Raw genomic sequence first — 22,789 nt, 5'->3', positions numbered from 1 at the left:
GCAGAAATTCCAGTCAAATATGGCTCTAGCGCTTACCTATAAAGCGTTAGTAGCTATCAAAAACATATCAAAATAATCAACAAACCTTCCACCCAGCCGGCCTACAGCGTCTCAATGGTGTGGTTCATGTTGGTGTAAATGCACAGCTCGCCGGCGATTTCCAGCGAGCGCTTGACGATGTCCTGGGCCGACAGATCGGTGTGGTTGAGCAGCGCCTTGGCGGCCGAATGCGCGTAGGCGCCGCCCGAGCCGATGGACACGATGCCCTGCTCCGGCTCCAGCACATCGCCATTGCCGGTGATGATCAGCGAGGCGCTGGCGTCGGCAACGGCCAGCATGGCTTCGAGGCGGCGCAGCACGCGGTCGGTGCGCCAGTCCTTGGTGAGCTCGATGGCAGCACGGGTGAGATGGCCCTGGTGCTTTTCGAGTTTGGCCTCGAAACGCTCGAACAGCGTGAAGGCATCGGCCGTGGCACCGGCGAAGCCCGCCAGCACCTTGCCATGGTAGAGCTTGCGCACCTTGCGCGCCGTGCCCTTGACAACGATGTTGCCCAGAGTGACCTGGCCATCGCCGCCAATGGCGACCTGCAGGCCCTGGGGTGTCTGGCGGCGCACGCTCAGGATGGTGGTGCCGTGGAAAACAGGAGTTTGACTAGATTGGTCCATAGCCGCGTCAGGTGAGGGCGGGGTTGCCATTTGCAAGCCGCCAGCCTCATGCCCCACCCATCACCGCTTCAGTTCTTGCGCGGAACGACCCAGGCGTGCTCGCTGACACCGATCACATTGAAGAAGATCGCCACCAGGCGGTGCAGATTGTGGAACTGCACCACATAGCCACGGGACTGCTGCTCGGCAGCCCAGTTGAGCACCGAGCCGGCGGCGCCGAAATCGATGCGGATAAGACGGTCGCAGTCGATGATCAGGGGTTCACCAGGTCGCGCCAGCGCCTGGAAAGGCTCCAGCAGTGGCGCGGCATCGCCGTCAATGTGGCCACTGAGCATCGTCGCAGGGGACGATTCGAGCACTGCAGGCACGGTGGCATCGGCCGCCTCGGGAGCCAGCAGATCGTGTCCGGCCGCTTGCACCCCTGCGGCCGCATGTTCGCTGTCCGAATAACCGCAGCGCGGCGCAGTCCACGAGGGCGGCGAGACTTCGTAGGTCACGCAGTAGTCCAGTGCGACCAGCTCGAACTCATCCGGGCTGGCCATGAGCCGCAGGACCGCCATGCGCAGGCGCCACCACTCAGGGCTGCTGGAGCGGTCGCCCGACTGGGTTTTGCTCTCAAGCAGGCTATTGAGCGCAGACACGCCGGAAAACACAAACTGCCCACTGCGATTGGCCCACTGGATGAACTGATCGGCCAGCAGCGGCACGGCCGCCTCGTCAATGGCGGTCAGGCGGCCCCAGGCCAAAGTCCAGGGCGGGGTGGCACGGGCCAACGCGGCCTGCAACGCGGCCACCGATGACACGGCCACGGTCGAAGGTGCAGCCCAGCTGAAATCACGCCGTGCAACCGCAGGCGCCACGACGGGTGCAGCCGCAGAGGCCAGCCCCAGCTGCTCGGGCATCGAAAACCACAGGGGTGCCGACCGGCTGAAACGCGCGGCAAAGTCGATCGCCAGGGTGTCAAAACGGTCCTGCTGGCCGGTTGCGCGGTACAGGTCAAACAGCGTCATCCAGATTTCCAGCTGCTGCAGCGGGTCATCCTGTTGGTGCTGGGCAAGCACATCCCGCAGGCCAGACTCGGCGCCGGCATGATCGCCATTGGCAAACCGGATGGCGGCTTCTTCCAGATCGGGTTCGTGCACAAATTCCTCCGGTTCGACTGCGGGTTCAGGTTCGGCTGCGGCAGGGCTGAAAGACGCTGCGGGTGCGCCAGCGCGCATGGGGGCATCTTTGCCGCCAAACCCCGCAATGGCCATGCTGTCGTCCGCAAACAACGGCGCCACCGAGGGCCTGACCTCCAGCGGAGCCTGCAAAGTGCCCGGCCGGGTGAGCGCATAGGCGCGCGCGGCGGCCTCCTCTTGGCCCTGGGGCTGCATGTCGGCAGGCTGGGTGGGGGCATCTGCCGTGTGCTTGCCCTTCCACCACTGCTGGGACATCTGCGCTTCGATCTCGTCGATCTTCTTGAGCGTGACGGCGCGCCCGTCGGGTGACGCCATGCTGCTCTGAAAGAACGACGGGCGACCCGCGGGGTCTTCCGCGCGATCGCCCTGCAGCACCTCGCGCTGGCGCAGCTTGCGCAGTTGATCAAACTCGCGGCGGCGCACGAAGTCGTTGCGCCGCTTGCGCTCGATCATCTCCTTGAGCATCTGCTTGCTGTATTGGCTTTCCCGGTCGGCCTGGATCGAGTCGAGCTCCGTCCAGTTAACCGTGGGGTTGCGCACAAACCGCACCACCTTGGACAGCAGGCCGCCGGGTGTGGTTTCTTCCTTGCTCATAGGCAGTCAGAACGGGTGCGCATGGAAATATGAAGCCGCTCGGCCTTCAGTCTCCAAACATTTTCTGTTTGAGTTCACGGCGTTGCTGCGCTTCCAACGACAGCGTGGCGGTGGGGCGGGCAATCAGGCGACCCACCCCGATGGGTTCGCCGGTTTCATCGCAATAACCATAGTCACCCGAGTCGATGCGAGCAATGGACTGCTCGATCTTCTTGAGCAGCTTGCGTTCGCGGTCGCGGGTGCGCAACTCGAGCGCGTGCTCTTCTTCAATGGTGGCGCGGTCGGCGGGATCGGGCACCACCACGGTGTCTTCGCGCAGGTGCTCGGTGGTTTCACCGGCACTGTTGTGGATTTCCTGCTTGAGTTGAACGAGCTTGAGGCGGAAAAACGCCATCTGCTTGTCGTTCATGTACTCGCTGTCGGGCATCGCGATCACTTCGGCGTCGGTCAGCTCTTCGGCCGTTTTGGCCTTCCAGTTGTTCGCCAGCTTGGGGTCTTTTTTGGCAGCCGTGTAGGTGGGGTGCACTTGCGCGGTCGTGGGCATGGTGTGTTGATAACTGGCTTTGGCAGCGGTCGACGCCACTGCCTGGGCCATGGATGGTACGGTCAATTGGGCCAGCCGGGATGAAGGCCGGGTGCTGCGCACGGGTACTTGGCTGCCGGCCCGCAAAACCTGTGCGGGCTCCTCTGCCACTGCCAGGCTGGCGGCTTTGGGGGCGACCTTGGCAGCAGCCTTTGCAGCAGTCTTGGTTGCCGCTGGGGCGGCAGCACTGTGTGCCGCGGATGGGGCCGCTTTTGCGGCCGCCTTGGGTTTGCTGGTTTCGGCTTTCACTGACGGGACTCCTCGCGTAACGGGCTGGCCCGGGCTGCGCAGGCAGCCAAGGGCGGGTGGCAAGCCTTCCGGGGTTTTACCGGGGCGCGATTGTATCGACCTGGGCGGACGCAAACGAAAACGTTGCAGATACAACACATAAGGATGTGGGGCAATCCCCGCCTCCCCCGTCAAAACCGGTCAAACAAGGCTCTGCTCCAGCCCCTGCAGGAAGATGTCCTTGGGCAAATCAATGCCGATAAAGACCATCTTGCTGGTGCGCGCCTCTCCTTCAGCCCATTGCGGCCCCAGGTCGCTGCCCATGAGCTGGTGCACGCCCTGAAAGATCACCTTGCGGTCGGTGCCCTTCATGTTCAGCACGCCCTTGTAACGCAGCATGCGCGGGCCATAGATGTTGACGATGGCACCCAGAAAATCCTCCAGCTTGGCCGGATCGAACGGGCGGTCCGATCGGTAGACAAAGCTTTTCACATCATCGTCGTGATGGTGGTGGTGGTGCCCATGGCCTTCATGGCCGTGCTGGTGCGATGGGTGGTCACAGTGCTCGCCATGGGCGTGGTCATGGTGATCGTGCTCTGCGTCCTCCTCCTTGAGGAAGTCCGGATCGATATCCAGTTTGGCATTGAGGTTGAAGCCCCGCAAATCCAGCACCTCCTTGAGCGGCACCTCGCCAAAGTGCACGGCCTTGATGGGCGCGCGCGGGTTCATGTGCTTCAAGCGATGGATCAGCGCATCGGTTTCCTCGGCGCTCACCAGGTCGGTCTTGGACAGGAATATCTGGTCGGCAAAACCCACCTGGCGGCGCGCTTCCTGGCGGTCATTGAGCTGCTGGGGCGCGTGCTTGGCATCGACCAGCGTGATGATGGAGTCGATCAGATACGTTTCGGCGATTTCCTCATCCATGAAGAAGGTCTGCGCCACGGGGCCGGGGTCGGCCACGCCGGTGGTCTCGATCACGATGCGCTCGAAGTCCAGCAGGCCCTTGCGCTTTTTGGCCGCCAGAAGTTGCAGCGTCTCGCGCAGGTCTTCGCGAATGGTGCAGCAGATGCAGCCATTGCTCATCTGAACGATCTGCTCCTTCGATTCAGTCACGAGAATGTCGTTGTCGATGTTCTCCTCGCCGAATTCATTCTCGATGACGGCGATTTTCTGGCCATGGGCTTCGCTCAGCAGGCGCTTGAGCAGCGTGGTCTTTCCGGAACCCAGAAAGCCGGTGAGGATGGTGACAGGAATGAGGGACATGGGGAGCCTTGGGATAAGCAACGGGCCGTGCAACCGGCTGCCAAATGGTGCGCCGCTGGCAAGCCAGGCCGCAAAAAGGGATGAGTTTAGCGGGGGAGCAAAGCCCGTGCCGGACACCGCCAAACCAGGCCGCCTGCTGCGGGAACAGGCGCCATTTCGCCCTATTTCGTTGGCGCCTTGTCCACCGCGCGCAGCATGCGCAGGCCATTGAACACCACGATCAGGCTGGCCCCCATGTCGGCAAACACGGCCATCCACATTGAGGCGCCGTTGAACAGCGCCAGCCCCAGAAAAACCAGCTTGATGCCCAGCGCCAGGGCAATGTTCTGCCAGAGCACAGCGCGCACCTGACGCGACAGCCGGATGAGCTCAGGAATGCGCCGCAGGTCGTCGTTCATGATGACCACATCGGCAGCCTCCATGGCCGTGTCGGTGCCCGCCGCCCCCATCGCGATGCCGATGTCGGCCCGGGCCAGCGCGGGGGCATCGTTGATGCCATCTCCCACCATCGCCGTCAGACCATGGCGCGCCTGCAGGGCTTCGATGGCTGCCAGCTTGTCTTGCGGCAAAAGGTTGCCCTGCACCTCATCAATGCCCGCCTGAGTGGCGATGGTGCGGGCCGTCACGGTGTTGTCGCCCGTCAGCATCACCGACGCCACGCCCATCGCATGCAGCGTGGCCAGCGCCTCGCGCGAACTGTCCTTGATGGTATCGGCCACGGCAAAAATGGCCAGTACGGCGATATCCGTCGCCAGCAGCGTCACCGTACGGCCCTGCGCCTCGTGGGCTTCCAGCCGGGCCTCGATACCGGCGTTGCACAGGCCACGCTCCTCGATCAGGCGGTGGTTGCCCAGCACCAGCGCCTGCCCGGCAATGCGGGCCTGCACGCCGCGCCCCGGCAAGGCCGTGAAACCCTCCAGCGCACCATCCGGGGGCGCCACCTGCGCCACAGCCAGCCCCTGCGCGATGGCGCGCGACACCGGGTGGTCGGAATGCCCCGCCAGATCGGCGGCCCAGCGCAGCACCTGCGCCTCTGGCACAGAGGCTGGCCCCTCCTGCGGCAGCACCTCGGCCGCCACCAGCCGGGGCCGGCCTTCGGTGATGGTGCCGGTCTTGTCGAGCGCTACGGCCTTGAGCTGGTGCGCGGTTTCCAGATAGACCCCGCCCTTGATGAGAATGCCGCGCCGCGCGGCTGCGGCCAAGCCGCTCACCACCGTGACAGGCGTGGCGATGACCAGTGCGCACGGGCAGGCAATCACGAGCAGGACCAGGGCCTTGTAAAGCGCCTGCAGCCACGTCACGTCTGTCAGCCAGGGCATGAGCACTGCCACCGCCACCGCCAGCCCGAACACCACCGGCGTGTAGATGGCGGCGAATTGGTCCACCAACTGCTGGGTGGGCGCGCGGCTGGCCTGCGCCTGTTCCACCGCGTGGATGATGCGGGCCAGCGTGGTGTTGCTGGCCGTGGCAGTCACCCGCATTTCCAGGGTGCCGGTGTCATTGATGGTGCCGGCAAACAAGGTGTCGCCCGCTGCCTTGTCTACAGGCATGCTCTCGCCCGTGACCGACGCCTGGTTCACGGCGCTGGCGCCCGCGACGACCACGCCGTCGAGCGGCACGCGCGCACCGGGCCGGATGCGGACCACGGCGTCCGGTCCCACGGCGGCTGCGGCAACCGGTTGCCAGGTGCCGTCGGGCTGGCGCAGCTCGGCCGTGTCGGGGGTCAGGTCGAGCAGGCTTTTGATGGCGTTGCGTGCCCGGTCCACCGACCGCGCCTCGATGAGCTCGGCGATGGCATACAGCGCCATCACCATGGCCGCTTCGGGCCACTGGCCGATCACAAAGGCGCCGGTCACGGCCACGGTCATCAGCGCATTGATGTTGAGCCGCCCGCGCCCCAACGCGGCAAGGCCCTTGCGGTAGGTGGAAAACCCGGCCAGCCCGATGGCGACGGCCGCCAGCGCCATGCCCGCCACCTGGAAAACCCGCTGGTCCGGAGACAGAAACGCCAGCAGCTCGGCTGCCACGGCCAACCCGAGCGCCAAGCCCAGGCGCGCGAGGCCTTCGGCGCCCGGCAGGTGAGCGTGCGCGTGTGCCTGCGCCTCCACACCCTCCTGGGCCACGGGCTGTGGATCAAACCCCACCCGCCGGATGGCCGCCAGGACCTGGGGCATCACCGATGGCGGTGCATCGACGGCCACCGTGCGGGCGGCCAGCTGAAAGCGCAGGCCGCGCAGGCCCGAAACACCCGCCACCGCGTGGCGGATCTCGCTTTCCTCGGCCGCACAGTCCATCGTGGCGATGCGAAAAACCGTCCCACGGGCTGCGCCGGGCGCGCTGGCCGCAGCGCGCTGCGCAGGGGCGTTGTCAATGAACGCATCGGACGCACAATGGCTGCATGGGTCGGCCGCGGCGGGCGGGGTGTGGGGGGATGGGCTCATGGTTGCTTTCCTTGCTGGCATCTATTGGAAACCCTGATGCCACTATAGAGTCAAGCATGCCAGCGGCGTACCATCGCGGTACCACCACCCAAGCGGCGCATCCCATGAAAATCGGCGAGCTGGCCACCCTGACCCACACCCCGGTCGAAACCATCCGGTATTACGAACGCGAGGGCTTGCTGCCCGAGGCCGCCCGCACCGGGGGCAACTACCGCATCTACAACGAGGCCCAGGCTGCACGACTGTCGTTCATACGGCATTGCCGGGGCCTGGACATGACGCTGGACGAGATTCGCACGCTGCTGCGCTTCAAGGATGCGCCCACCCGCAACTGCGGCGATGTCAACGCCCTGCTGGACGCACACATCGGCCATGTTGCCGCGCGCATCCGTGAACTGCGCCAGCTCGAAAAGCAGCTCAAGAACCTGCGCGAGCAGTGCCACGAGGCGCAGGACGCCGCCCACTGCGGCATCCTCAATGAGCTGACCGACCTCGCCAGCCGACCTGGCCGCCCGCACGCGGGCCATGTGCACGGCACGCATGCGCGAACGGCTGCGCACAAGGCCGTGCCAGCGTCGCAAGAATCCTCTGGCGCCGTGAACAACCCGACAGGCTGACAGCCTGGAGGCATCCATCTCAATGACACAAACGTCACGGTTCAGTCACATACAAGTCGTAACATTCTTGTACACTTTTTATGGCGCCCACATGTCTGAGTCTTCCGCGTATCTGAGCGACTTCCGGCCCCGCTTCCGCCAGCCCAGCGCTGCAGACTTGTGCACACCGGCTCCCTGCATGACGACCGAGTCCACCAACGAAAAGGTGCTGGAGACGTTCACGCAGCACCGCGAGCTGGTCAGCCTGCCGGTGGTAGAGGGCCAACAACCCATCGGTCTGATCAATCGCGACATCTTCCTCTCGCAGATCAGCAAGCCATTTCGCCTGGAACTTTACGGCCGCAAGAGCTGCATCGCTTTCATGGACAAAGAGCCACTGGTCGTTGATGCATCCATGGACATCGAGACGCTGACCTTCAAGGCCGTCGAGTTCGGCGAAAAAGCCTTGTCCGACGGCTTCATCATTACCCGCAACAACGAATTTGCCGGCGTGGGCAACGGCCTGCAGCTCATGCGCGCAGTGGCCGACATTCAGGCCGCGCGCAATCGCCAGATCATGCACAGCATCGAATATGCAAGCGTGATTCAACAGTCTGCCCTGCGCAGCTCGCGCGAAATTCTCTCGCTTGCCTGCCCCGAGGCCGATCTGGTCTGGGAGCCTCGCGATGTCGTCGGCGGTGATTTCTACCAGTTCAGCGTGGATGACGGCGGCTGGTTTGCCACCGTGGCAGATTGCACAGGGCACGGTGTTCCGGGCGCCTTCATGACCCTGATCGCCTCCAGCAGCCTGAGCCAGGCGATCAAGGAAAAAGGGGCGCGCGATCCCGCCGCGTTGCTCGCCATCGTCAACCGCAGCATCAAGCAGATGCTGGGCCAGGTCGGTGGCCAGGACGGCACACCAGGCTCCGACGATGGCATGGATGCCGCATGCTTTTGGTACGAGCCCGGCACCCGCCAGATGGTTTTTGCCGGAGCCCGCCTTTCGCTGTTCGTGCTGCGCCCCGGCGTCGATCAGGTGGACGTGGTCGAAGGCCAGCGCAAGGGCGTGGGCTATGTGGACAGCGAACTCGATTACGCCTGGCGCAACGTGGCGGTGGACCTGCCTGCGGGCAGCCTGGTGTTCGCCACCACCGACGGGCTGGTGGACCAGGTGGGCGGCCCGCGCGCCATCGCCTTTGGCAAGCGCCGCCTGTGTGAGCTGTTGCGGGGCCTGGCAAGCAGCACCCCTGCCCAGCTCAATCGCGATGTACTCGCCGCGCTGCAGCAGTGGCAGGGCGAGCACCACCGCCGCGACGACGTGACGTTTTTCTGTTTCCGTACCTGAAGAGACTTCGAATGATCCGCTCTGCCGTTGCCAAGGAATATGGCACCTTCTTCCATCTGGCGCGAGAGCACCAGGTCATTTTTTACTACGTGGGCTACTTCTCGCAAAACATCGTCGCCGCCATGGCAGAGGCGGTGAAATTGCAACTCGAAAGTGCGGGCGTGGCGGGCCCGACGCGACGCAAGCTGTTCTCGTCCTTCGTTGAAATGGCGCAGAACATCATCCACTACTCGTCCGATGCACTCACCCCCCCCAGCCAGGACAATGGCGAGCTGCGCCACGGCTCGGTCTGCATCCGGCGCGAGGACGATGGCAGCTTTCTGTTGCTGTGTGCCAATCCCGTCCACCCCGAAACGGGCGATGCGTTGCGCACGAAGCTGGAAACGCTGACCGGCATGTCGCCCGAAGAAATCAAGCAGGCTTACCGCATGACGCTGCGCGAGGAAACGCCCGAGGGCAGCAAAGGTGCCGGCATGGGCCTGCTCACCATGGCCCGGGATGCGCGCGAACCCCTGGAATTTGATTTTGCACCGCCCGAAAGCGCCAACGGGTCCGCGGTTTTCTATCTGAAGGCCGCGATCTGACGCGCCGGCCCGACAACGAACAGAGATCACGAATGGACAACCTCTACATCGCCCCCACACCCAGCTCCCCAGAGGTGGATTTTCGATTTGACACCCACACCCTGGGCCTGCGCGGCGAGTCTTACCCCGAGAATGCAGCCGCCTTCTACGGCCAGGTCATCGAGCGCCTGAAGGAGTTCCTTGGCACGCTGCAGGACAGCAAGGTAGAAGTGAATATCGCGCTGGCGTACTTCAACAGCTCCAGCACCAAGATGCTGTTCAATGTGATCGCAGCGCTCGACGAGGCGGCGGAGGCCGGCAACCACATTGCCCTTAACTGGTACCACGACGAGGAAGACGACACCATTTTCGAGTTCGGGCAGGAACTGCACGAGGACTTTCCGGCCATTCATTTCGTCAGCCACACGGTGAGACCCGCCTGAATGGACTCAGCCAAGCCAGCGCCAGATCTTTTCGAGGCCGAGCACCGGTCGATGCTGGATGCCCGTGCCGTTTACGAGACGGGCACTGCGGCAGGGGGTGACGCGTACCGCCAGGCGCTGGGCGATCTGCTGGCCGCCTATGAGCGCCTGCTGCGCGAGACGCGCCGCCTGGTGCGCCGCAGCGACCGCGCCGAGCTGGAGATGACCCTGCTCAACCAGCGCCTGCAGGACCTGGCCACAGAACTCGAATACCGCGCCACGCACGACCCACTGACGGGCGTGCTCAACCGCGCCGCCATCATCGAGCGCGTCAATCAGCACGCCCTGCAACACGACCTGGCCCTGATCGTGCTGGACATTGACCATTTCAAGCGCGTGAACGACAGCTTTGGCCACCCCGTGGGGGACACCGTCATTCTGGGCGTTGTGGACAGCCTCAAGGCCGTGGTGCCCCCCAATGCCCTCATCGGCCGCGTCGGCGGGGAAGAATTCACCGTGCTCCTGCCACAGCAGGAGGCGCAAACGTCAGAGCAGGTTGCCCAATTGATGCGCGAAGCCATCGAGAACCACGCATTCAACCTCCCTGATGGCAGCCGCATCACGGCCAGCTTCGGTGTGAGCCAGTTGTCACGCGGCGGCAGCTTCGATGACGCCTACGGGCTTGCCGACGAAGCCCTGTACGTCGCCAAACGCGGCGGCCGCAACCAGGTAGTGCGTGCGGTCGACACTGTGCCGAGCTAAATCGCAGGCAGTCCGTGATGCGTGCTGAAATGATGTCCTCCACTACCGCCACAGACCCGTTGCGCTGTGCAAGCTCGCAACTGCCAGCCTGGCGGGTGCTGGTCATCGACGACGACCCCGAGGTGCATGACGGTATTCGCGACGCATCCGCAGGTCTGAGGCTGTTTGACCGCCCGCTGGAACTCGTGCATTGCACGCATGGCGATAACGTACGCGCGCTGCTGCTGGGCGAGGCCGACCTGGCCGTGGTGATGATGGACCTGGTATCGCAGCACGCGGGCGGCGGCCTGGCATTGCTCGATTTCATGCGCCACACCGCCGGCCTGCGCAAGACACGCCTCGTGTTGCGCACGGAAGCCCCGCACTGCGTGCCCGATCTGGACACGCTTTTGCGCTATGACATCAGCGACTACCACTCCAAGACCGATTTGACGCCGGATCGCTGGGGGGCCATCGCGGCCAGATCCGTGCAAGGCTACCAGCGGTTGTGCGCCTTCGAGGCCAGTCGCCGCAGCATGGAAGCGATCGTGTGCTCCAGCACAGCGCTGCTGGAGCACACCGATCTGAGCGCCTTCGCCACCGGGGTCATCACCCAGCTCGCAGCCTTGCTGGGTGTGCCGGGGCAAGCACTGGCCTGTGTTCGGGATACCACGGCAGGTCCATCCGGCACCTACCGCGTGCAAGCCGCCACGGGACGTTTCGCGGGCTTGCTGGACTTGCCCATGGCCGCGCTGCCTGATGCGACCATGCTGCGCCTACTGCACCGGGCCCTCGACACACGGGGCAACGCGCTGGACAACCCCGTCCAGCCGTTTGCTGCGCCCGGCGTGCTGCCACCGCCCCGCTGCTGCGGCGACAACGTCTTTGGCGATGACCGCGGACTGGCCCTGTACATCGGCAGCCCCGGCGACCAGGACATGGTGGTGTTCATCGAACTGGCGGACCCGGCCATCGGGCCCGATCGGCAGTTGCTCGATTTCTTCTGTGTCAGTTTCAGCACCTTGCTGCGCAACCGGGGGTTGCTGGAACGCCTGCGCCGGTCGGCCTATTCCGACCCGCTGGTCTCGCTGCCCAACCGGGCCTACTTTATTGAGAAGGTGGGTGAATGCGTGCAACGCGGCACGGAAGGCATGATGCTGGCCCTGGTCGATATTGACGACTTCAGCGCCACCAACGAGATGATGGGGCACCGCTTCGGCGATCGCCTGCTCAGTGCCGTTGCGCAGCGCCTGGCCGAAGTCCTGCCCGCCGGAGTGATGCTGGCCCGCGTGGGGCCCGACACCTTTGGCATCCTGGGGCCCGCACACATGGTTCCACCACAGCAGCTGCCGGACTGCGTGCGCGACCCGCTGACCATCAACGACACGCCCCACAAGGTATCAATGACCTGTGGGTATGTGCTGCTGCCCCAGGGTGCCAGAACGGGCGACGACCTCGTCAAGGACGCAACCATCGCGCTCAAGCGTGCCAAGCGCGATCACCGCGGTCAGCAACTGCAGTACGCGGCCCACATGGGCGCAGAAGCGAAAGAGCGCGCAGTGCTGCTCTCAGAACTGCGCAAGGCCATAGAAAACGCTGAGCTGTTTCTGGTTTACCAGCCGCAGGTCGATCTCGAAACGGGCAATGTCATCGGACTGGAAGCCTTGCTGCGCTGGCGCACCGCCGATGGCCGCCTGGTGCCGCCAGACCAATTCATCCCCGTGGCCGAACATTCGAGCCTGATCCTGCCCCTGGGCCAGAGGGCGCTCGAGATGGCCTGCCAGACCCTGCGTGAACTGCAAATGGCCGGACTGGCACCTGCGCGCATGGCGGTCAACGTCTCCGTGGTCCAGCTGCGCGACCCCGGCTTTTTCGGCATGGTGTGCGCCGCACTGTCGGCCAACGGCCTGGCGGGACACCACCTGGAATTGGAAATCACGGAATCCGTGGTGGTCCTGCCCACACAGTTGCTGCAATCCACGCTGAATGCCCTGCGCGCCCACGGCGTCACCATCGCCATTGACGACTTCGGCACGGGCTACTCCTCGCTGAGTTACCTGGAGCGGCTGCCGCTGGACCGCATCAAGATCGACCGCACTTTCGTGCAGCAACTGGATGCCCCGCACGGCGGGCGCGTGGCCGAAATGGTGGTGCAGCTGGGACGCAAGCTGGGACTTCAGGTGCTGGCCGAAGGCATCGAGAACGCTGCTGCATGGCAAGCGCTGCAGGCCATGGGCTGCCACCACGGGCAGGGCTACCACATCGCCTACCCCATGGAAAAAACCGACCTTTTGCGCTGGCTGGCGCAATCCTGAAAAGAGCGCCGGCAGCACGCGTCGGCAGTGGCCCGGGGCTCACGCGCCCCCAGGTTTCCTGCGCGCACGCGGGTGTGCCGCGTCGTACACCTTGGCCAGGTGTTGAAAGTCGAGCCGCGTATAGACCTGCGTGGTGGTGATGTTGGCGTGGCCCAGCAGCTCCTGCACGGCGCGCAGGTCGCCACTGCTTTGCAGCAGGTGGCTGGCAAACGAGTGGCGCAGCATGTGCGGGTGCACCGGCGTGGTCAGCCCCGCCTGCTGGCTGCGCTGGCGCAGGCGCAGCCAGATCGACTGCGCCGTGAGCCGCTTGCCGCGCTGGCCGACAAACAGGGCGGTATCGAGCCGCGCCGAGCCCTCACCGCCAAACGGTGTGGCCCGCAATTGCAGCCAGGCCCCCAGCGCCGCAGTGGCAGCGGTGCCCACCGGCACGGTGCGGCGCTTGCTGCCCTTGCCGAACACATGGGCTTCGCCCGCCTGCAGATCGACCCAGCCCCGGCCCAAGCGCTGGGTGTCGGCATGGGGGATGGCGTCGAGCCCGGCCAGTTCGCCCACGCGCAGGCCGCAGCCGTACAGCAGCTCCACCATGGCCGCATCGCGTGCCTCCAGCCAGGGGTCGGCGCCGGTGTTGTCGAACTCGGCCAGGCGCACGGCGTCGTCCACGCCCAGGGCCTTGGGCAAAGGCTTGGGCGCCTTGGGCGCGCGCACGTCCTGCACCGGGTTGTGCGCCATCAGCCCCTGCCGCCCGGCCCAAATGAAAAAACCGCGCCAGCCCGACAGGATGAGCGCAATGCCGCGCCCGCTGCGCCCGCCGCTGTGCATCTGGGCCACAAAGCGGCGGATGTGCGCGCTCGTGAGCTGCAGCAGCGGCAGGTTCACGCCCGCCGCCAGCTGCGCCAGCTTTTCCAGGTCCAGCGTGTACAGCGTGAGGGTGCGCGCGGCCAGGCGCTTTTCCACGCGCGCATGCTCCAGGTAGCGCAGCACCAGCGGATCGGGCGCAGCCGCCACGGTGCTTTGCGGCTTGGAGAGGTCAGCCATGCGCAGGAACCCGGCCAGTGCCTGGGGTGGCGGCTCAGAGGCTGAGCGTTTTTCGGCCGTGCCCGAAAGGCGCGTCAAAACACGCCGGGTCTAGGCGCACAACACAGCCATAGCTCGGGCTATGGCGAGTATTTGCAACGACGAGCCGGTGTGTTTTGGCGTGCAAGGCGGGCATGGATGAAAGACTCTCAGCCTCTCAGTGCAAACGCAGCAATGCCGCGCTGGCCAGCTCGGCCATGCGCGACAAGAAGTCGGTGCCCATGGTGGCGTCAAAGCGCTGCGGGTCGGGCGAGCCCAGCACCAACAGGCCGAACGCCGGCGCAGCGCTGTCCACGGCGCCTTCGCGCAGCGGCAGCAGGGCCAGCGACTGGGCCGCCGCACCATCCTCCTGTGCCAGCCAGACCGCAGGTTCAAACCCCAGGTTGGGGCCGCAGAACGGCATGGTCAGCGAGGTGGCGAACGCACGGGCGTCTTCGCTGGCGCCCTGGGCAAAGTCGGCGTCGATATAGGCCCCCGAAACTCCCCAGACCCGCACGGCGGCCTGCGGCACATCGAACAGGGTGCGCACGCCGTCCACCACGGCCTGGGGCAGGTCCATGGGGTCGCGCACTTGCAGCAGGGCGCTGGCCCAATGGTCCACCTTGGTGGCGATGGCGGCATTCTCATGGCTGTTGCGCACCATGTCCATGATGCGCTGCTCCAGCCCCTTGATCTTCTCGCGCAGCATTTCGGCCTGGCGCTCCTGCAGGCTCACGGCCCGTGCGCCGTGGGGGCTGGTGATCTGCACGCTGGCCAGCACCTCGGCGTGGCGCTCGAAAAATCCGGGCGTCTGGATGAGGAACTGGGCGATGTCGTCTTCAGTGATGGGCGAGATGGGGGAACTGGTGGTCATAACGTGTCAGGGAGTTCGATCTGGCCGTCAAAAACTGTTATGGCCGGACCGGTCATGAAAACGGAGTCGGCCTCGTGGCCGCTCCAGGCAATGGTGAGCAGGCCGCCGCGCGTGTGCACATCCACCTGCGCATCGAGCAGCCCCAGGCGAATTCCCGCCGCCACGGCAGCGCAGGCGCCCGTGCCGCAGGCCAGGGTTTCGCCCGCGCCGCGCTCGAACACGCGCAGGCGCACATGGCCGCGGTCCACGATCTGCAGGTAACCGGCATTCACCCGGCGCGGAAAGCGCGGGTGCGATTCGATCAGCGGGCCGGTCTGCGCCACGGGCGCGGTGTCCACATCCTCCACCAGCTGCACGGCGTGCGGATTGCCCATGGACACAACCGCTACAAATATAGGAGCTGCTTGCGCTTTATCAGCAAGGGCTAGAGGCCATTTTTGCCCAAAACCCTGGACCACCGGCGTAAGGCCGGTCGCATCAAAGGGCACCCGTGCCGCATCGAACACCGGGCGGCCCATGTCCACCGTCACGCGGCCGTCGGGCGTGCGCCGGGGCGCAATCACGCCCGAGAGCGTCTGCACACGGATGGTGTCCTTGGCGGTCAGGCCCTTGTCGTACACATAGCGCGCAAAGCAGCGCGCGCCGTTGCCGCACTGCTCCACCTCGCCGCCATCGGCGTTGTGGATCACGTATTCAAAATCAATGCCTTCGCCCGGCGAGGGCCGCACGGTGAGGATCTGGTCGGCACCCACGCCGAAGTGGCGGTCGGCCAGCAGGCGGTAATGCGCTGGCGTCAGGCCCAGGCGGCCCTCGGTTTCGTCGAGCACCACGAAATCGTTGCCCGCGCCCTGCATTTTGGTGAAGCGAATCTGCATGGGCCGGATTATCGTCGGTGGGCTGCCAATCACCTCGGGCAGCGCCGGTTTCACTGCCGGATTAGTCTTGCGCTCTTGTGGCGCCGCCGTGGCTGCCACCCGCCAGGACACCTCCATGCCCGACCATTCCGCCTTTGCCATCACCCACAAATGGCCCGGGCGGCCAGCCGCTGGCGCTGTTCGAATCGGGTGCCATCCTGCTGTACCTGGCCGACAAGACCGGCCAGCTGATGCCCCAGGGCGCCGCCGCGCACTACGAAACCATCCAGTAGGTGATGTGGCAGATAGGCGGCGTGGGCCCCATGTTTGGCCGGTTGGGGTTCTTCCACAAGTTTGCGGGCAAGGACTATGAAGACAAACGCCCGCGCGACCGCTACGTGGCCGATTCCAAACGCCTGCTGGGCGTGCGCAACCAGCGCCTGGCAGGCCGCCAGTGGGTGATGGGCGAGCAGTACACCATGGCCGACATTGCCATCTGGCCCTGGGTGCGCAACCTGGTCGGCTTTTATGGCGCGAGCGATCTGGTGAAGTTTGACCAGTTCACCGAAGTGCAGCGTGTGCTGGATGCGTTTGTGGCACGCCCTGCGGTGGTCAGAGGGCTGGGCATTCCGGCACGGGGCTGAGCGCCGAACGACCACCGGGTGTGCAGTGGAGCGCTAACGATCAACCCATGCGCTCCTGCAAAAAGTCCAGAAAACACGCAATGCGCGCGGCCAGCTGCGTGTTGCGGTAATACACCGCGCTGATGGGCTGGCGCACGTCCACCGTGTCTTTGGCCAGCACCTGCACCAGGTCACCCCGCGCGCGGTCGGCGGTGGTCATGAAGTCTGACAGGCACACCATGCCCACGCCCTGCAGCGCCAGCTGGCGCAGGGTTTCGCCGCTCGATGCCGTGATCTGCGGCGCCACCGGCCATTCATCCCCATGGGTGCCGCGCAGCGGCCAGCGGTTGAGCGACTCGGGCTGGGTAAAGCCCAGCAGCGTGTGCCGCGCCAGGTCCTGCACGGACCGGGGCTTGCCCTGGGCCTCCAGGTACGCGGGGCTGGCCAGCACGCGGATACGGCTGGTGCACAGCGGCCGTGCATGCAGGGTGGAGTCGCGCAGGTGGCCGATGCGGATGGCCACGTCGGTGCGGCGCTCCAGCAGGTCGATGTTGAGTTCGTCGGTGTCCAGCTCCAGCGTGATCTGCGGGTAGGCCTTGCGAAACGCGGGCACCAGCGGCACCACCGCATGCAGCATGAAGGGCGTGGCCGCGTTCACGCGCAGGCGGCCTGCGGGCTGCTGGCGGCGCGCGGCCATGTGCTCTTCGGCGTCGTCAATGGACGCGAGGATGGCGCGCGTGCGCTGCAGGAAGGCATGCCCCTCTTCCGTCAACTCTGTGCGGCGCGTGGTGCGGCGCAGCAGTGTGGTGTCGAGCTTTGTCTCCAGCCGCGCCAGCGCCCGGCTGACGCCCGAGACCGTCTGACCCAGCGCGTCAGCCGCCGCCGTGATGGAGCCGCCATCCACCACCGCCACAAAGGCCTGCAACTCTTCCAGCGTGGTTTTCATCAATGCCCCGGTGTTCTCATTGTTGATTTCAAGTCAATTATCAATGGATTACAACCGTCTTTTTCTGCAAGACTGAAACGCCCACACTCCGTCCCATGTTCACAGGAGTGTTTCCATGCCCATTGCCTTGCTCGCGCTGACGCTCAGCGCTTTTGCCATCGGCACGACCGAGTTCGTGATCGTTGGCCTGCTGCCCACCGTGGCGGCGGATCTGTCCATCACCATCCCCTCGGCGGGCCTGCTGGTCAGCCTGTATGCGCTGGGTGTCGCCATCGGCGCGCCGGTGCTCACGGCCCTCACCGGCAAGCTGCCGCGCAAGGCGCTGCTGCTGTCGCTGATGGCGCTGTTCACGGTGGGCAACCTGCTGGCCTGGCAGGCGCCCAGCTACGAGACGCTGGTGGCAGCGCGCATCCTGACCGGCCTCGCACATGGCGTGTTCTTCTCCATCGGCTCGACCATCGCCACCGGCCTGGTGCCGCGCGAGAAGGCCGCCAGCGCCATTGCGATCATGTTCACCGGGCTCACCGTGGCGCTGGTCACCGGCGTGCCGCTGGGCACCTTCATCGGCCAGCACTTTGGCTGGCGCGAGACCTTCCTGGCCGTGTCGGCCCTGGGCGTGGTCGCCTTCATCGGCAGCGCGGTCTTCGTGCCCCGCAACATCGCCCACACACCGCCCGCCTCGCTGCTGCAGCAGGCCAAAGTGCTGGCCGAGCCGCGCCTGCTGCTGGTGTATGCCAAGACGGCCATCGGCTACGGCGGCACGTTCATCCCGTTCACTTTTCTCGCGCCCATCCTCACCGACATCTCAGGCTTCAGCGCGGGCGCCGTGGGCTGGGTGATGCTGGTCTATGGTGTGTCGGTGGCCGTGGGCAACCTCTGGGGCGGCCGGCTGGCGGACCGGCTGGGGCCCATCCCGGCGCTGCGCATCATCTTTGCGCTGCTGGCTGCTGTGTTGTTGTTGTTGCAGTTCACCGCGCCCTACCCCTGGCTGGCCGTGGGCACCGTGCTGCTGTGGGGCGCCGTGGCGTTTGGCAATGTGCCGGGGCTGCAGGTGTATGTGGTCAAGCAGGCCGAGCGCTTCACGCCGCAGGCGGTGGACGTGGCCTCGGGCCTGAACATCGCCGCCTTCAACCTGGGCATTGCAGGCGCCGCCTGGGCGGGTGGCCTGATCGTGACGCACCTGGGCCTGCAACACACGCCCTGGATCGGCGCGCTGGTGGTGCTGGTGTCGCTGGCCCTCACGCAGTGGAGCGGGGTGCTCGACCGGCGCAGCGGCATCCCCGTGCGCTCTGCCGGCCCGGTGCCCGTGGGGCACTGAGCCCTCTTCCCCCCCCACACCTTCTTTCTTTCTTTCTTTTGGTTGCTGGAACCGCCATGACTTCTTTCACCCCTTCTTCTCCCCTCCTCCCCGCCTTCGGCGTCGGCACCTTTCGCCTCAAGGACCAGGTCGCCATCGACTCCGTGCGCAACGCACTCGACCTGGGCTACCGCGCCATCGATACGGCGCAGATCTATGGCAACGAAGCCGCCGTCGGCCAGGCCATTGCTGACAGCGGCGTGCCGCGCGGTGATCTGTTCATCACCACCAAGGTCTGGACCGAGCACCTGGCAGGTGACAAGCTCATCCCCAGCCTCAAAGACAGCCTGACGAAACTGCGCACAGACCATGTTGACCTCACCCTCATCCACTGGCCCTCACCCGGCGGCGCGGTGCCCGTGGCCGAGTTCATGGGCGCGCTGGCCGAGGCCCGGGCCCAGGGCCTGACCCGGCTGATCGGCGTGTCGAACTTCACCATCGCCCTGCTGCGCGAGGCCATCGCCGCCGTGGGGGCCGACGCCATCGCCACCAACCAGATCGAACTGCACCCCTACTTGCAAAACCGCGCCGTGGCGGAGTTCGCGCGCAGCCAGGGCATTCACACCACGTCGTACATGACGCTGGCGTACGGCAAGGTACTGGCTGACCCGGTTGTGCAAGCCATCGCCCAGGCCCGCGGCGCCACGCCTGCGCAAGTGGTGCTGGCCTGGGCTCTGCAGTTGGGCTACGCCGTGATTCCGTCGTCGACAAAGCGCCACAACCTGGCCAGCAACCTCAAGGCGCCGCTGCTGCGGCTGACGGAGGACGACATGGCGCGCATCGCCGCGCTGGACCGCAGCGAACGGCTGGTCAGCCCCGACGGCCTCGCACCCGCCTGGGACTGAGGGGTGATCGGCCGATAATGGCCCGATGCCCCGCACCACCCAACAACTGCACACCCACCGCGAACCCGTAGCCACCCGCCCCGCCGCCACCGTGCTGCTGCTGCGCGATGCGCCGGGCCACAGGGGGCTGGAAGTGCTCATGACCCGGCGCTCGGCCACGGCCAGCTTTGCGCCCGGCGCCTATGTGTTCCCCGGCGGCGGCATTGATGCGCTCGACGCGTCGCCCGAATCGCACGCCGCCGCCGACCGCCGCCCCGCGCAGGACGACTTGCACCTCACCCAGGCGATTGCCGCCATCCGCGAGAGTTTTGAAGAGCTGGGCGTGCTGCTGGCGCGCCATGCCCACGCCCCCCGCACAGGACAGATGGCCGATGCGCAAGACATCGCCGCCATCGACCGCCACCAGCCGTTTGCCGCGCAGTGCAGCGCACGCGGCCTGCGCCTGGCGGCCGACAGCGTGTACCTGCTGGCCCACTGGACGGCCGACCGCGACCTGGCGCGCCGCTTCGAGGTGCCCTTCCTCGTGGCCCGCATGCCCGAGGGCCAGGAGCCCGTGGCCGACGAGACCGAACAGTTCGAGCCCGTGTGGGTGCGCCCAGCCGACGCGCTGGCGCGGCATGAGGCGGGGCAGTTCTTCATGATCTACCCCACCATCCGCACGCTGCAACGCCTGGCAAAGTTCGCCAGCACCCAGGCGGTGCTGGACGCCGTGGCGCACGAACAGCCGCTGTGGGTCAGCTGCCCGCGCGCAGGCCTGCTGGCGGGCAAGGAAGCGCGCTACATGGAAGACGAAGCGCCGTTTGGCGAGCTGGCGCTGGTCTGCCCCGACGGGCAGATCGTGCACCCGCTCGACTGGCAGACCGAACGCCCCGTGCCGCTGCTCAAAAACGTGCAGCGCCTGACCGCACCCAACCCCGGCGTGATGACCGGCCCCGGCACCAACAGCTACCTGGTGGGCGACCCGGCTACCGGCTTCATCGCCATCGACCCCGGCCCGGCCGATGCCGAGCACCTGGACAAACTCTGGCGCGCCGCCGGGGGCGACATCAGCATGATCGTGTGCACCCACTCGCACCCCGACCACTCGCCCGGCGCCGCGCCGTTGCAGGCGCTGTGCGTGCAGGCGGGCAAACCCAGGCCGCCCATCCTGGGCCTGCCATCGGCCCCCACGGCCCGCGCCGCCAGCCAGTTCACGCCCGACCGTTCGCTACAAAATAATGAGCTACTTGTGCTTATTGGGCAAGGGCTAGATGGCAAAATCACCCATACCCTGCAGATCATCCACACCCCCGGCCACGCGGCCAACCACCTGTGCCTGCTGCTGCAGGAAGACGGCCTGCTGTTCAGCGGCGACCACATCCTGAACGGCAGCACCACCGTGATCGACCCGCCTGACGGCAACATGGCCGACTACCTCGATTCGCTCGACCAGCTCGATGCCGCCTGCGCCGAACACGGCGTGGAGTTCATCCTGCCCGCGCATGGCTATGTGCTGGGAGGCCCGGTGCATGGGGCGCGCAGCGCCATCGCCCAGCTCAAAGCCCACCGCCTGGCGCGCGAGGCCAAGGTGCTGGCCGCCCTGCAGGCGCTGCCCGATGGCAGCATTCAAGAGTGGGTGCAGCACGCCTATGACGACGTGCCGCCGCGCCTGTGGCCCGTGGCCCAGCGCTCGCTGCTGGCGCATGTGGAGCGTATTCGCGCGCTGCAGCCCGGGAACAACTGACCCCCTGAGGCGCTGCGCGCCTTCCCCCAGGGGACGCCACCGGTGGCCCGGCAAAGCCGGCTCCACGGTGGCACTGACGTGAAGGCAGCCCCGGTTTCAAAAAGCTCCGCCGACAATCAGGCCACTGCACCATCGAACCGCATCCGGCGAATGCTCACCTTATTTCCTATATGACCGACAAAAACCCCGACCCCACCCACATCCGCCTGGCCAAGCGCGTGGCCGAACAACTGAACTGCTCGCGCAGCACGGCCGAGCAGTTCATCGAAGGCGGCTTTGTCAGCGTGGACGGCCAGGTGGTGGAAGCCCCCGGTGCCCGTGTGCGCCCCGACCAGGCGGTGGCGGTGGCGCCCGATGCCAGCCTGCTCGAACTCACGCCCGTCACGCTGCTGCTGCACAAGCCCGTGGGGGTGGAGGCCGGGCTGGGCCAGCCTGCCCAAGGCGGCGCCGGGCAGGCCGCCCATGCCAGCCGCAGCCAGGGCGCGCCGCAGGCGGTCACGCTGCTGAACCCCGCATCGCACCTGGCCGAAGACGCCTCGGGCATCCGCGTGCTGCAGCGCCATTTCAAGCAGCTCGAATGCTTCACGCCGCTGCCCACCGAGGCCAGCGGCCTGGTGGTCTACACGCAAGACAAGCGCATCGCTCGCAAGCTGGCCGAAGACATCGAATCGCTGGAGCAGGAGTGCATCGTCGAGGTGAAGGGCGACATCGCGCCCAACGGCCTGCAGCGCCTGTGCCACGGCCTGTCGTTCAACGGCCGCCCGCTGCCGCCCATCAAGGTGAGCTGGCAGAGCGAAACCAAGCTGCGCTTTGCCCTGAAGGGCATCCGCCCCGGGCAGGTGCCCGCCATGTGCGAGGCCGTGGGCCTGTCGGTGGTGGCCATGAAGCGCATCCGCATCGGCCGCGTGCCGCTGGCCAAGGTGCCCGAGGGGCAGTGGCGCTATCTGCAGCCGTGGGAGCGGTTTTAGCAGGGCATGACGCTATCCATACGATAGCTATCAGCGCTTTCTGGATAAGCGCCAGCGCCTGTTTTCATGAAAAGTGTGAAGCGCGCCGATAAGCCGGATTCTGTGCACCACTGGCCCTCTTGCGAAGGCCAGCGGCGTGACCGCCATTACTCTGGGCCGGGTGTCGCCACCACGGCTCGATGCTACCTACCCGCCAGCTCTGCGGAACCACATCAACGCTGGCCTACTTGGTATTGCTGCGCGTAGAGATTGCCCGTTTCACCTTGGGCGCGGAGCGCCCAAGGTGGCTGTGGGCTTTCTCGGCTTACGCCGAGAACCGACTGGCTTCCGCCATTCGGCACCGGCTTGCGCCGGCGACCCACAGAACACCCAAGGGTTGCTCCACTCCCAAACTCGTCTCTGTTGCTCTGATCCTCACCTCACGGTGGGCAGCCGTTAGCTGCTACGCTGTCCTGTGCAGTCCGGACGTTCCTCCAGTGCCTGGTTTCCCAGATTGCACCAGCGGCGGTCTGGCGCGCTTCACGGGGGCGATTATCCCCCGATCGGCATATCCATATGCTCCGAATGAGCGATCAACTGGTCCAGAATGCGCGGACACCCCCTCTTTTT

Annotated in this window: 19 protein-coding genes, 1 other RNA gene and 1 pseudogene; 11 read left to right on the top strand and 10 right to left on the bottom strand. The window is 65.9% G+C overall.

The annotated features are described in order from the left end of the window. Window positions 1-101 precede the first annotated feature (101 nt). The 5 genes from hslV to J8G26_RS03780 all read right to left on the bottom strand — a co-directional run bounded on the left by hslV (window position 102) and on the right by J8G26_RS03780 (window position 6,808). The gene (hslV, locus tag J8G26_RS03800) at window positions 102-665 is read right to left on the bottom strand and encodes an ATP-dependent protease subunit HslV (protein WP_086911320.1); all 564 of its coding nucleotides are present in this window, start codon (window positions 663-665) and stop codon (window positions 102-104) included. 68 nt (window positions 666-733) lie between these two features. Further along, complete coding sequence (locus J8G26_RS03795) at window positions 734-2,440, bottom strand: STAS domain-containing protein (protein ID WP_210567981.1); 1,707 nt, start codon at window positions 2,438-2,440, stop codon at window positions 734-736. Window positions 2,441-2,486: 46 nt separating this feature from the next. Then, a complete protein-coding gene (dksA, locus tag J8G26_RS19305; RefSeq protein WP_232476411.1) occupies window positions 2,487-2,984 on the bottom strand; it encodes an RNA polymerase-binding protein DksA in 498 nt (165 codons plus the stop codon). A gap of 468 nt (window positions 2,985-3,452) precedes the next feature. Further along, entirely contained in the window at window positions 3,453-4,514 is a 1,062-nt protein-coding gene (locus J8G26_RS03785; protein ID WP_210567979.1) for a GTP-binding protein, read from the bottom strand. 161 nt (window positions 4,515-4,675) lie between these two features. Continuing rightward, the gene (locus J8G26_RS03780; RefSeq protein ID WP_246881231.1) at window positions 4,676-6,808 is read right to left on the bottom strand and encodes a cation-translocating P-type ATPase; all 2,133 of its coding nucleotides are present in this window, start codon (window positions 6,806-6,808) and stop codon (window positions 4,676-4,678) included. Between the two features lie 251 nt (window positions 6,809-7,059). Here J8G26_RS03780 and cadR point away from each other — a divergent pair, with 251 nt between their 5' ends. The 6 genes from cadR to J8G26_RS03750 all read left to right on the top strand — a co-directional run bounded on the left by cadR (window position 7,060) and on the right by J8G26_RS03750 (window position 12,937). Beyond that, on the top strand, window positions 7,060-7,572 hold the full coding sequence (gene cadR / locus J8G26_RS03775; RefSeq protein WP_210567977.1) for a Cd(II)/Pb(II)-responsive transcriptional regulator: 513 nt from the start codon (window positions 7,060-7,062) through the stop codon (window positions 7,570-7,572). A 91-nt stretch (window positions 7,573-7,663) separates the two neighbouring features. After that, window positions 7,664-8,896 carry a SpoIIE family protein phosphatase gene (locus J8G26_RS03770; RefSeq protein WP_087747583.1) on the top strand — a complete coding sequence of 411 codons (1,233 nt, stop codon included), beginning with the start codon at window positions 7,664-7,666 and terminating at the stop codon, window positions 8,894-8,896. An 11-nt stretch (window positions 8,897-8,907) separates the two neighbouring features. Further along, window positions 8,908-9,480, top strand: a complete 573-nt coding sequence (locus J8G26_RS03765; RefSeq protein WP_087747584.1) for a SiaB family protein kinase — start codon at window positions 8,908-8,910, stop codon at window positions 9,478-9,480. Between the two features lie 32 nt (window positions 9,481-9,512). Continuing rightward, complete coding sequence (locus tag J8G26_RS03760) at window positions 9,513-9,902, top strand: DUF1987 domain-containing protein (RefSeq protein WP_087747585.1); 390 nt, start codon at window positions 9,513-9,515, stop codon at window positions 9,900-9,902. Further along, complete coding sequence (locus J8G26_RS03755) at window positions 9,903-10,643, top strand: GGDEF domain-containing protein (protein ID WP_087747586.1); 741 nt, start codon at window positions 9,903-9,905, stop codon at window positions 10,641-10,643. It begins immediately after the preceding gene. A 29-nt stretch (window positions 10,644-10,672) separates the two neighbouring features. Further along, window positions 10,673-12,937, top strand: coding sequence for an EAL domain-containing protein (locus J8G26_RS03750; RefSeq protein ID WP_246881215.1), 2,265 nt, complete (start codon window positions 10,673-10,675; stop codon window positions 12,935-12,937). A gap of 39 nt (window positions 12,938-12,976) precedes the next feature. Here J8G26_RS03750 and J8G26_RS03745 read toward each other — a convergent pair whose 3' ends face one another. From J8G26_RS03745 to dapF, 3 genes are all read right to left on the bottom strand, one after another. After that, the gene (locus J8G26_RS03745; protein ID WP_087748399.1) at window positions 12,977-13,972 is read right to left on the bottom strand and encodes a tyrosine-type recombinase/integrase; all 996 of its coding nucleotides are present in this window, start codon (window positions 13,970-13,972) and stop codon (window positions 12,977-12,979) included. A gap of 196 nt (window positions 13,973-14,168) precedes the next feature. Further along, a complete protein-coding gene (locus J8G26_RS03740; protein ID WP_087747588.1) occupies window positions 14,169-14,864 on the bottom strand; it encodes a DUF484 family protein in 696 nt (231 codons plus the stop codon). After that, window positions 14,861-15,739, bottom strand: coding sequence for a diaminopimelate epimerase (dapF, locus tag J8G26_RS03735; RefSeq protein WP_210567975.1), 879 nt, complete (start codon window positions 15,737-15,739; stop codon window positions 14,861-14,863). Before dapF ends, J8G26_RS03740 begins: the two co-directional genes overlap by 4 nt. 149 nt (window positions 15,740-15,888) lie before the next feature. Here dapF and J8G26_RS03730 point away from each other — a divergent pair. Next, window positions 15,889-16,362, top strand: a pseudogene (locus J8G26_RS03730) (glutathione binding-like protein); the annotation flags it as partial. Window positions 16,363-16,402: 40 nt separating this feature from the next. Here J8G26_RS03730 and J8G26_RS03725 read toward each other — a convergent pair. Beyond that, window positions 16,403-17,287 carry a LysR family transcriptional regulator gene (locus J8G26_RS03725; protein ID WP_210567974.1) on the bottom strand — a complete coding sequence of 295 codons (885 nt, stop codon included), beginning with the start codon at window positions 17,285-17,287 and terminating at the stop codon, window positions 16,403-16,405. A gap of 115 nt (window positions 17,288-17,402) precedes the next feature. Here J8G26_RS03725 and J8G26_RS03720 point away from each other — a divergent pair, with 115 nt between their 5' ends. The 4 genes from J8G26_RS03720 to J8G26_RS03705 all read left to right on the top strand — a co-directional run bounded on the left by J8G26_RS03720 (window position 17,403) and on the right by J8G26_RS03705 (window position 22,180). Further along, window positions 17,403-18,605 (top strand): MFS transporter, encoded by a 1,203-nt coding sequence (locus J8G26_RS03720; protein WP_210567973.1) that lies wholly within the window; start codon window positions 17,403-17,405, stop codon window positions 18,603-18,605. Window positions 18,606-18,661: 56 nt separating this feature from the next. Continuing rightward, window positions 18,662-19,489, top strand: a complete 828-nt coding sequence (gene dkgB, locus J8G26_RS03715) for a 2,5-didehydrogluconate reductase DkgB (protein ID WP_210567972.1) — start codon at window positions 18,662-18,664, stop codon at window positions 19,487-19,489. 25 nt (window positions 19,490-19,514) lie between these two features. Further along, window positions 19,515-21,212: an MBL fold metallo-hydrolase gene (locus tag J8G26_RS03710; RefSeq protein ID WP_210567971.1), complete on the top strand. Its 1,698-nt coding sequence runs from the start codon at window positions 19,515-19,517 to the stop codon at window positions 21,210-21,212. Window positions 21,213-21,382: 170 nt separating this feature from the next. Continuing rightward, window positions 21,383-22,180 (top strand): rRNA pseudouridine synthase, encoded by a 798-nt coding sequence (locus tag J8G26_RS03705; RefSeq protein ID WP_210567970.1) that lies wholly within the window; start codon window positions 21,383-21,385, stop codon window positions 22,178-22,180. A 73-nt stretch (window positions 22,181-22,253) separates the two neighbouring features. Here the strand turns inward: J8G26_RS03705 and rnpB are convergent. Continuing rightward, window positions 22,254-22,701: RNase P RNA component class A (gene rnpB, locus J8G26_RS03700), an RNA gene on the bottom strand. Window positions 22,702-22,789 lie beyond the last annotated feature (88 nt).

Source organism: Acidovorax sp. JG5 (assembly GCF_017939685.1).
In the GTDB taxonomy this organism is placed as follows: Bacteria; Pseudomonadota; Gammaproteobacteria; order Burkholderiales; family Burkholderiaceae_C; genus Acidovorax.
The sequence above is the reverse complement of the archived record's forward strand: the minus strand, read 5'-3'. Positions and strand labels throughout refer to the sequence as shown.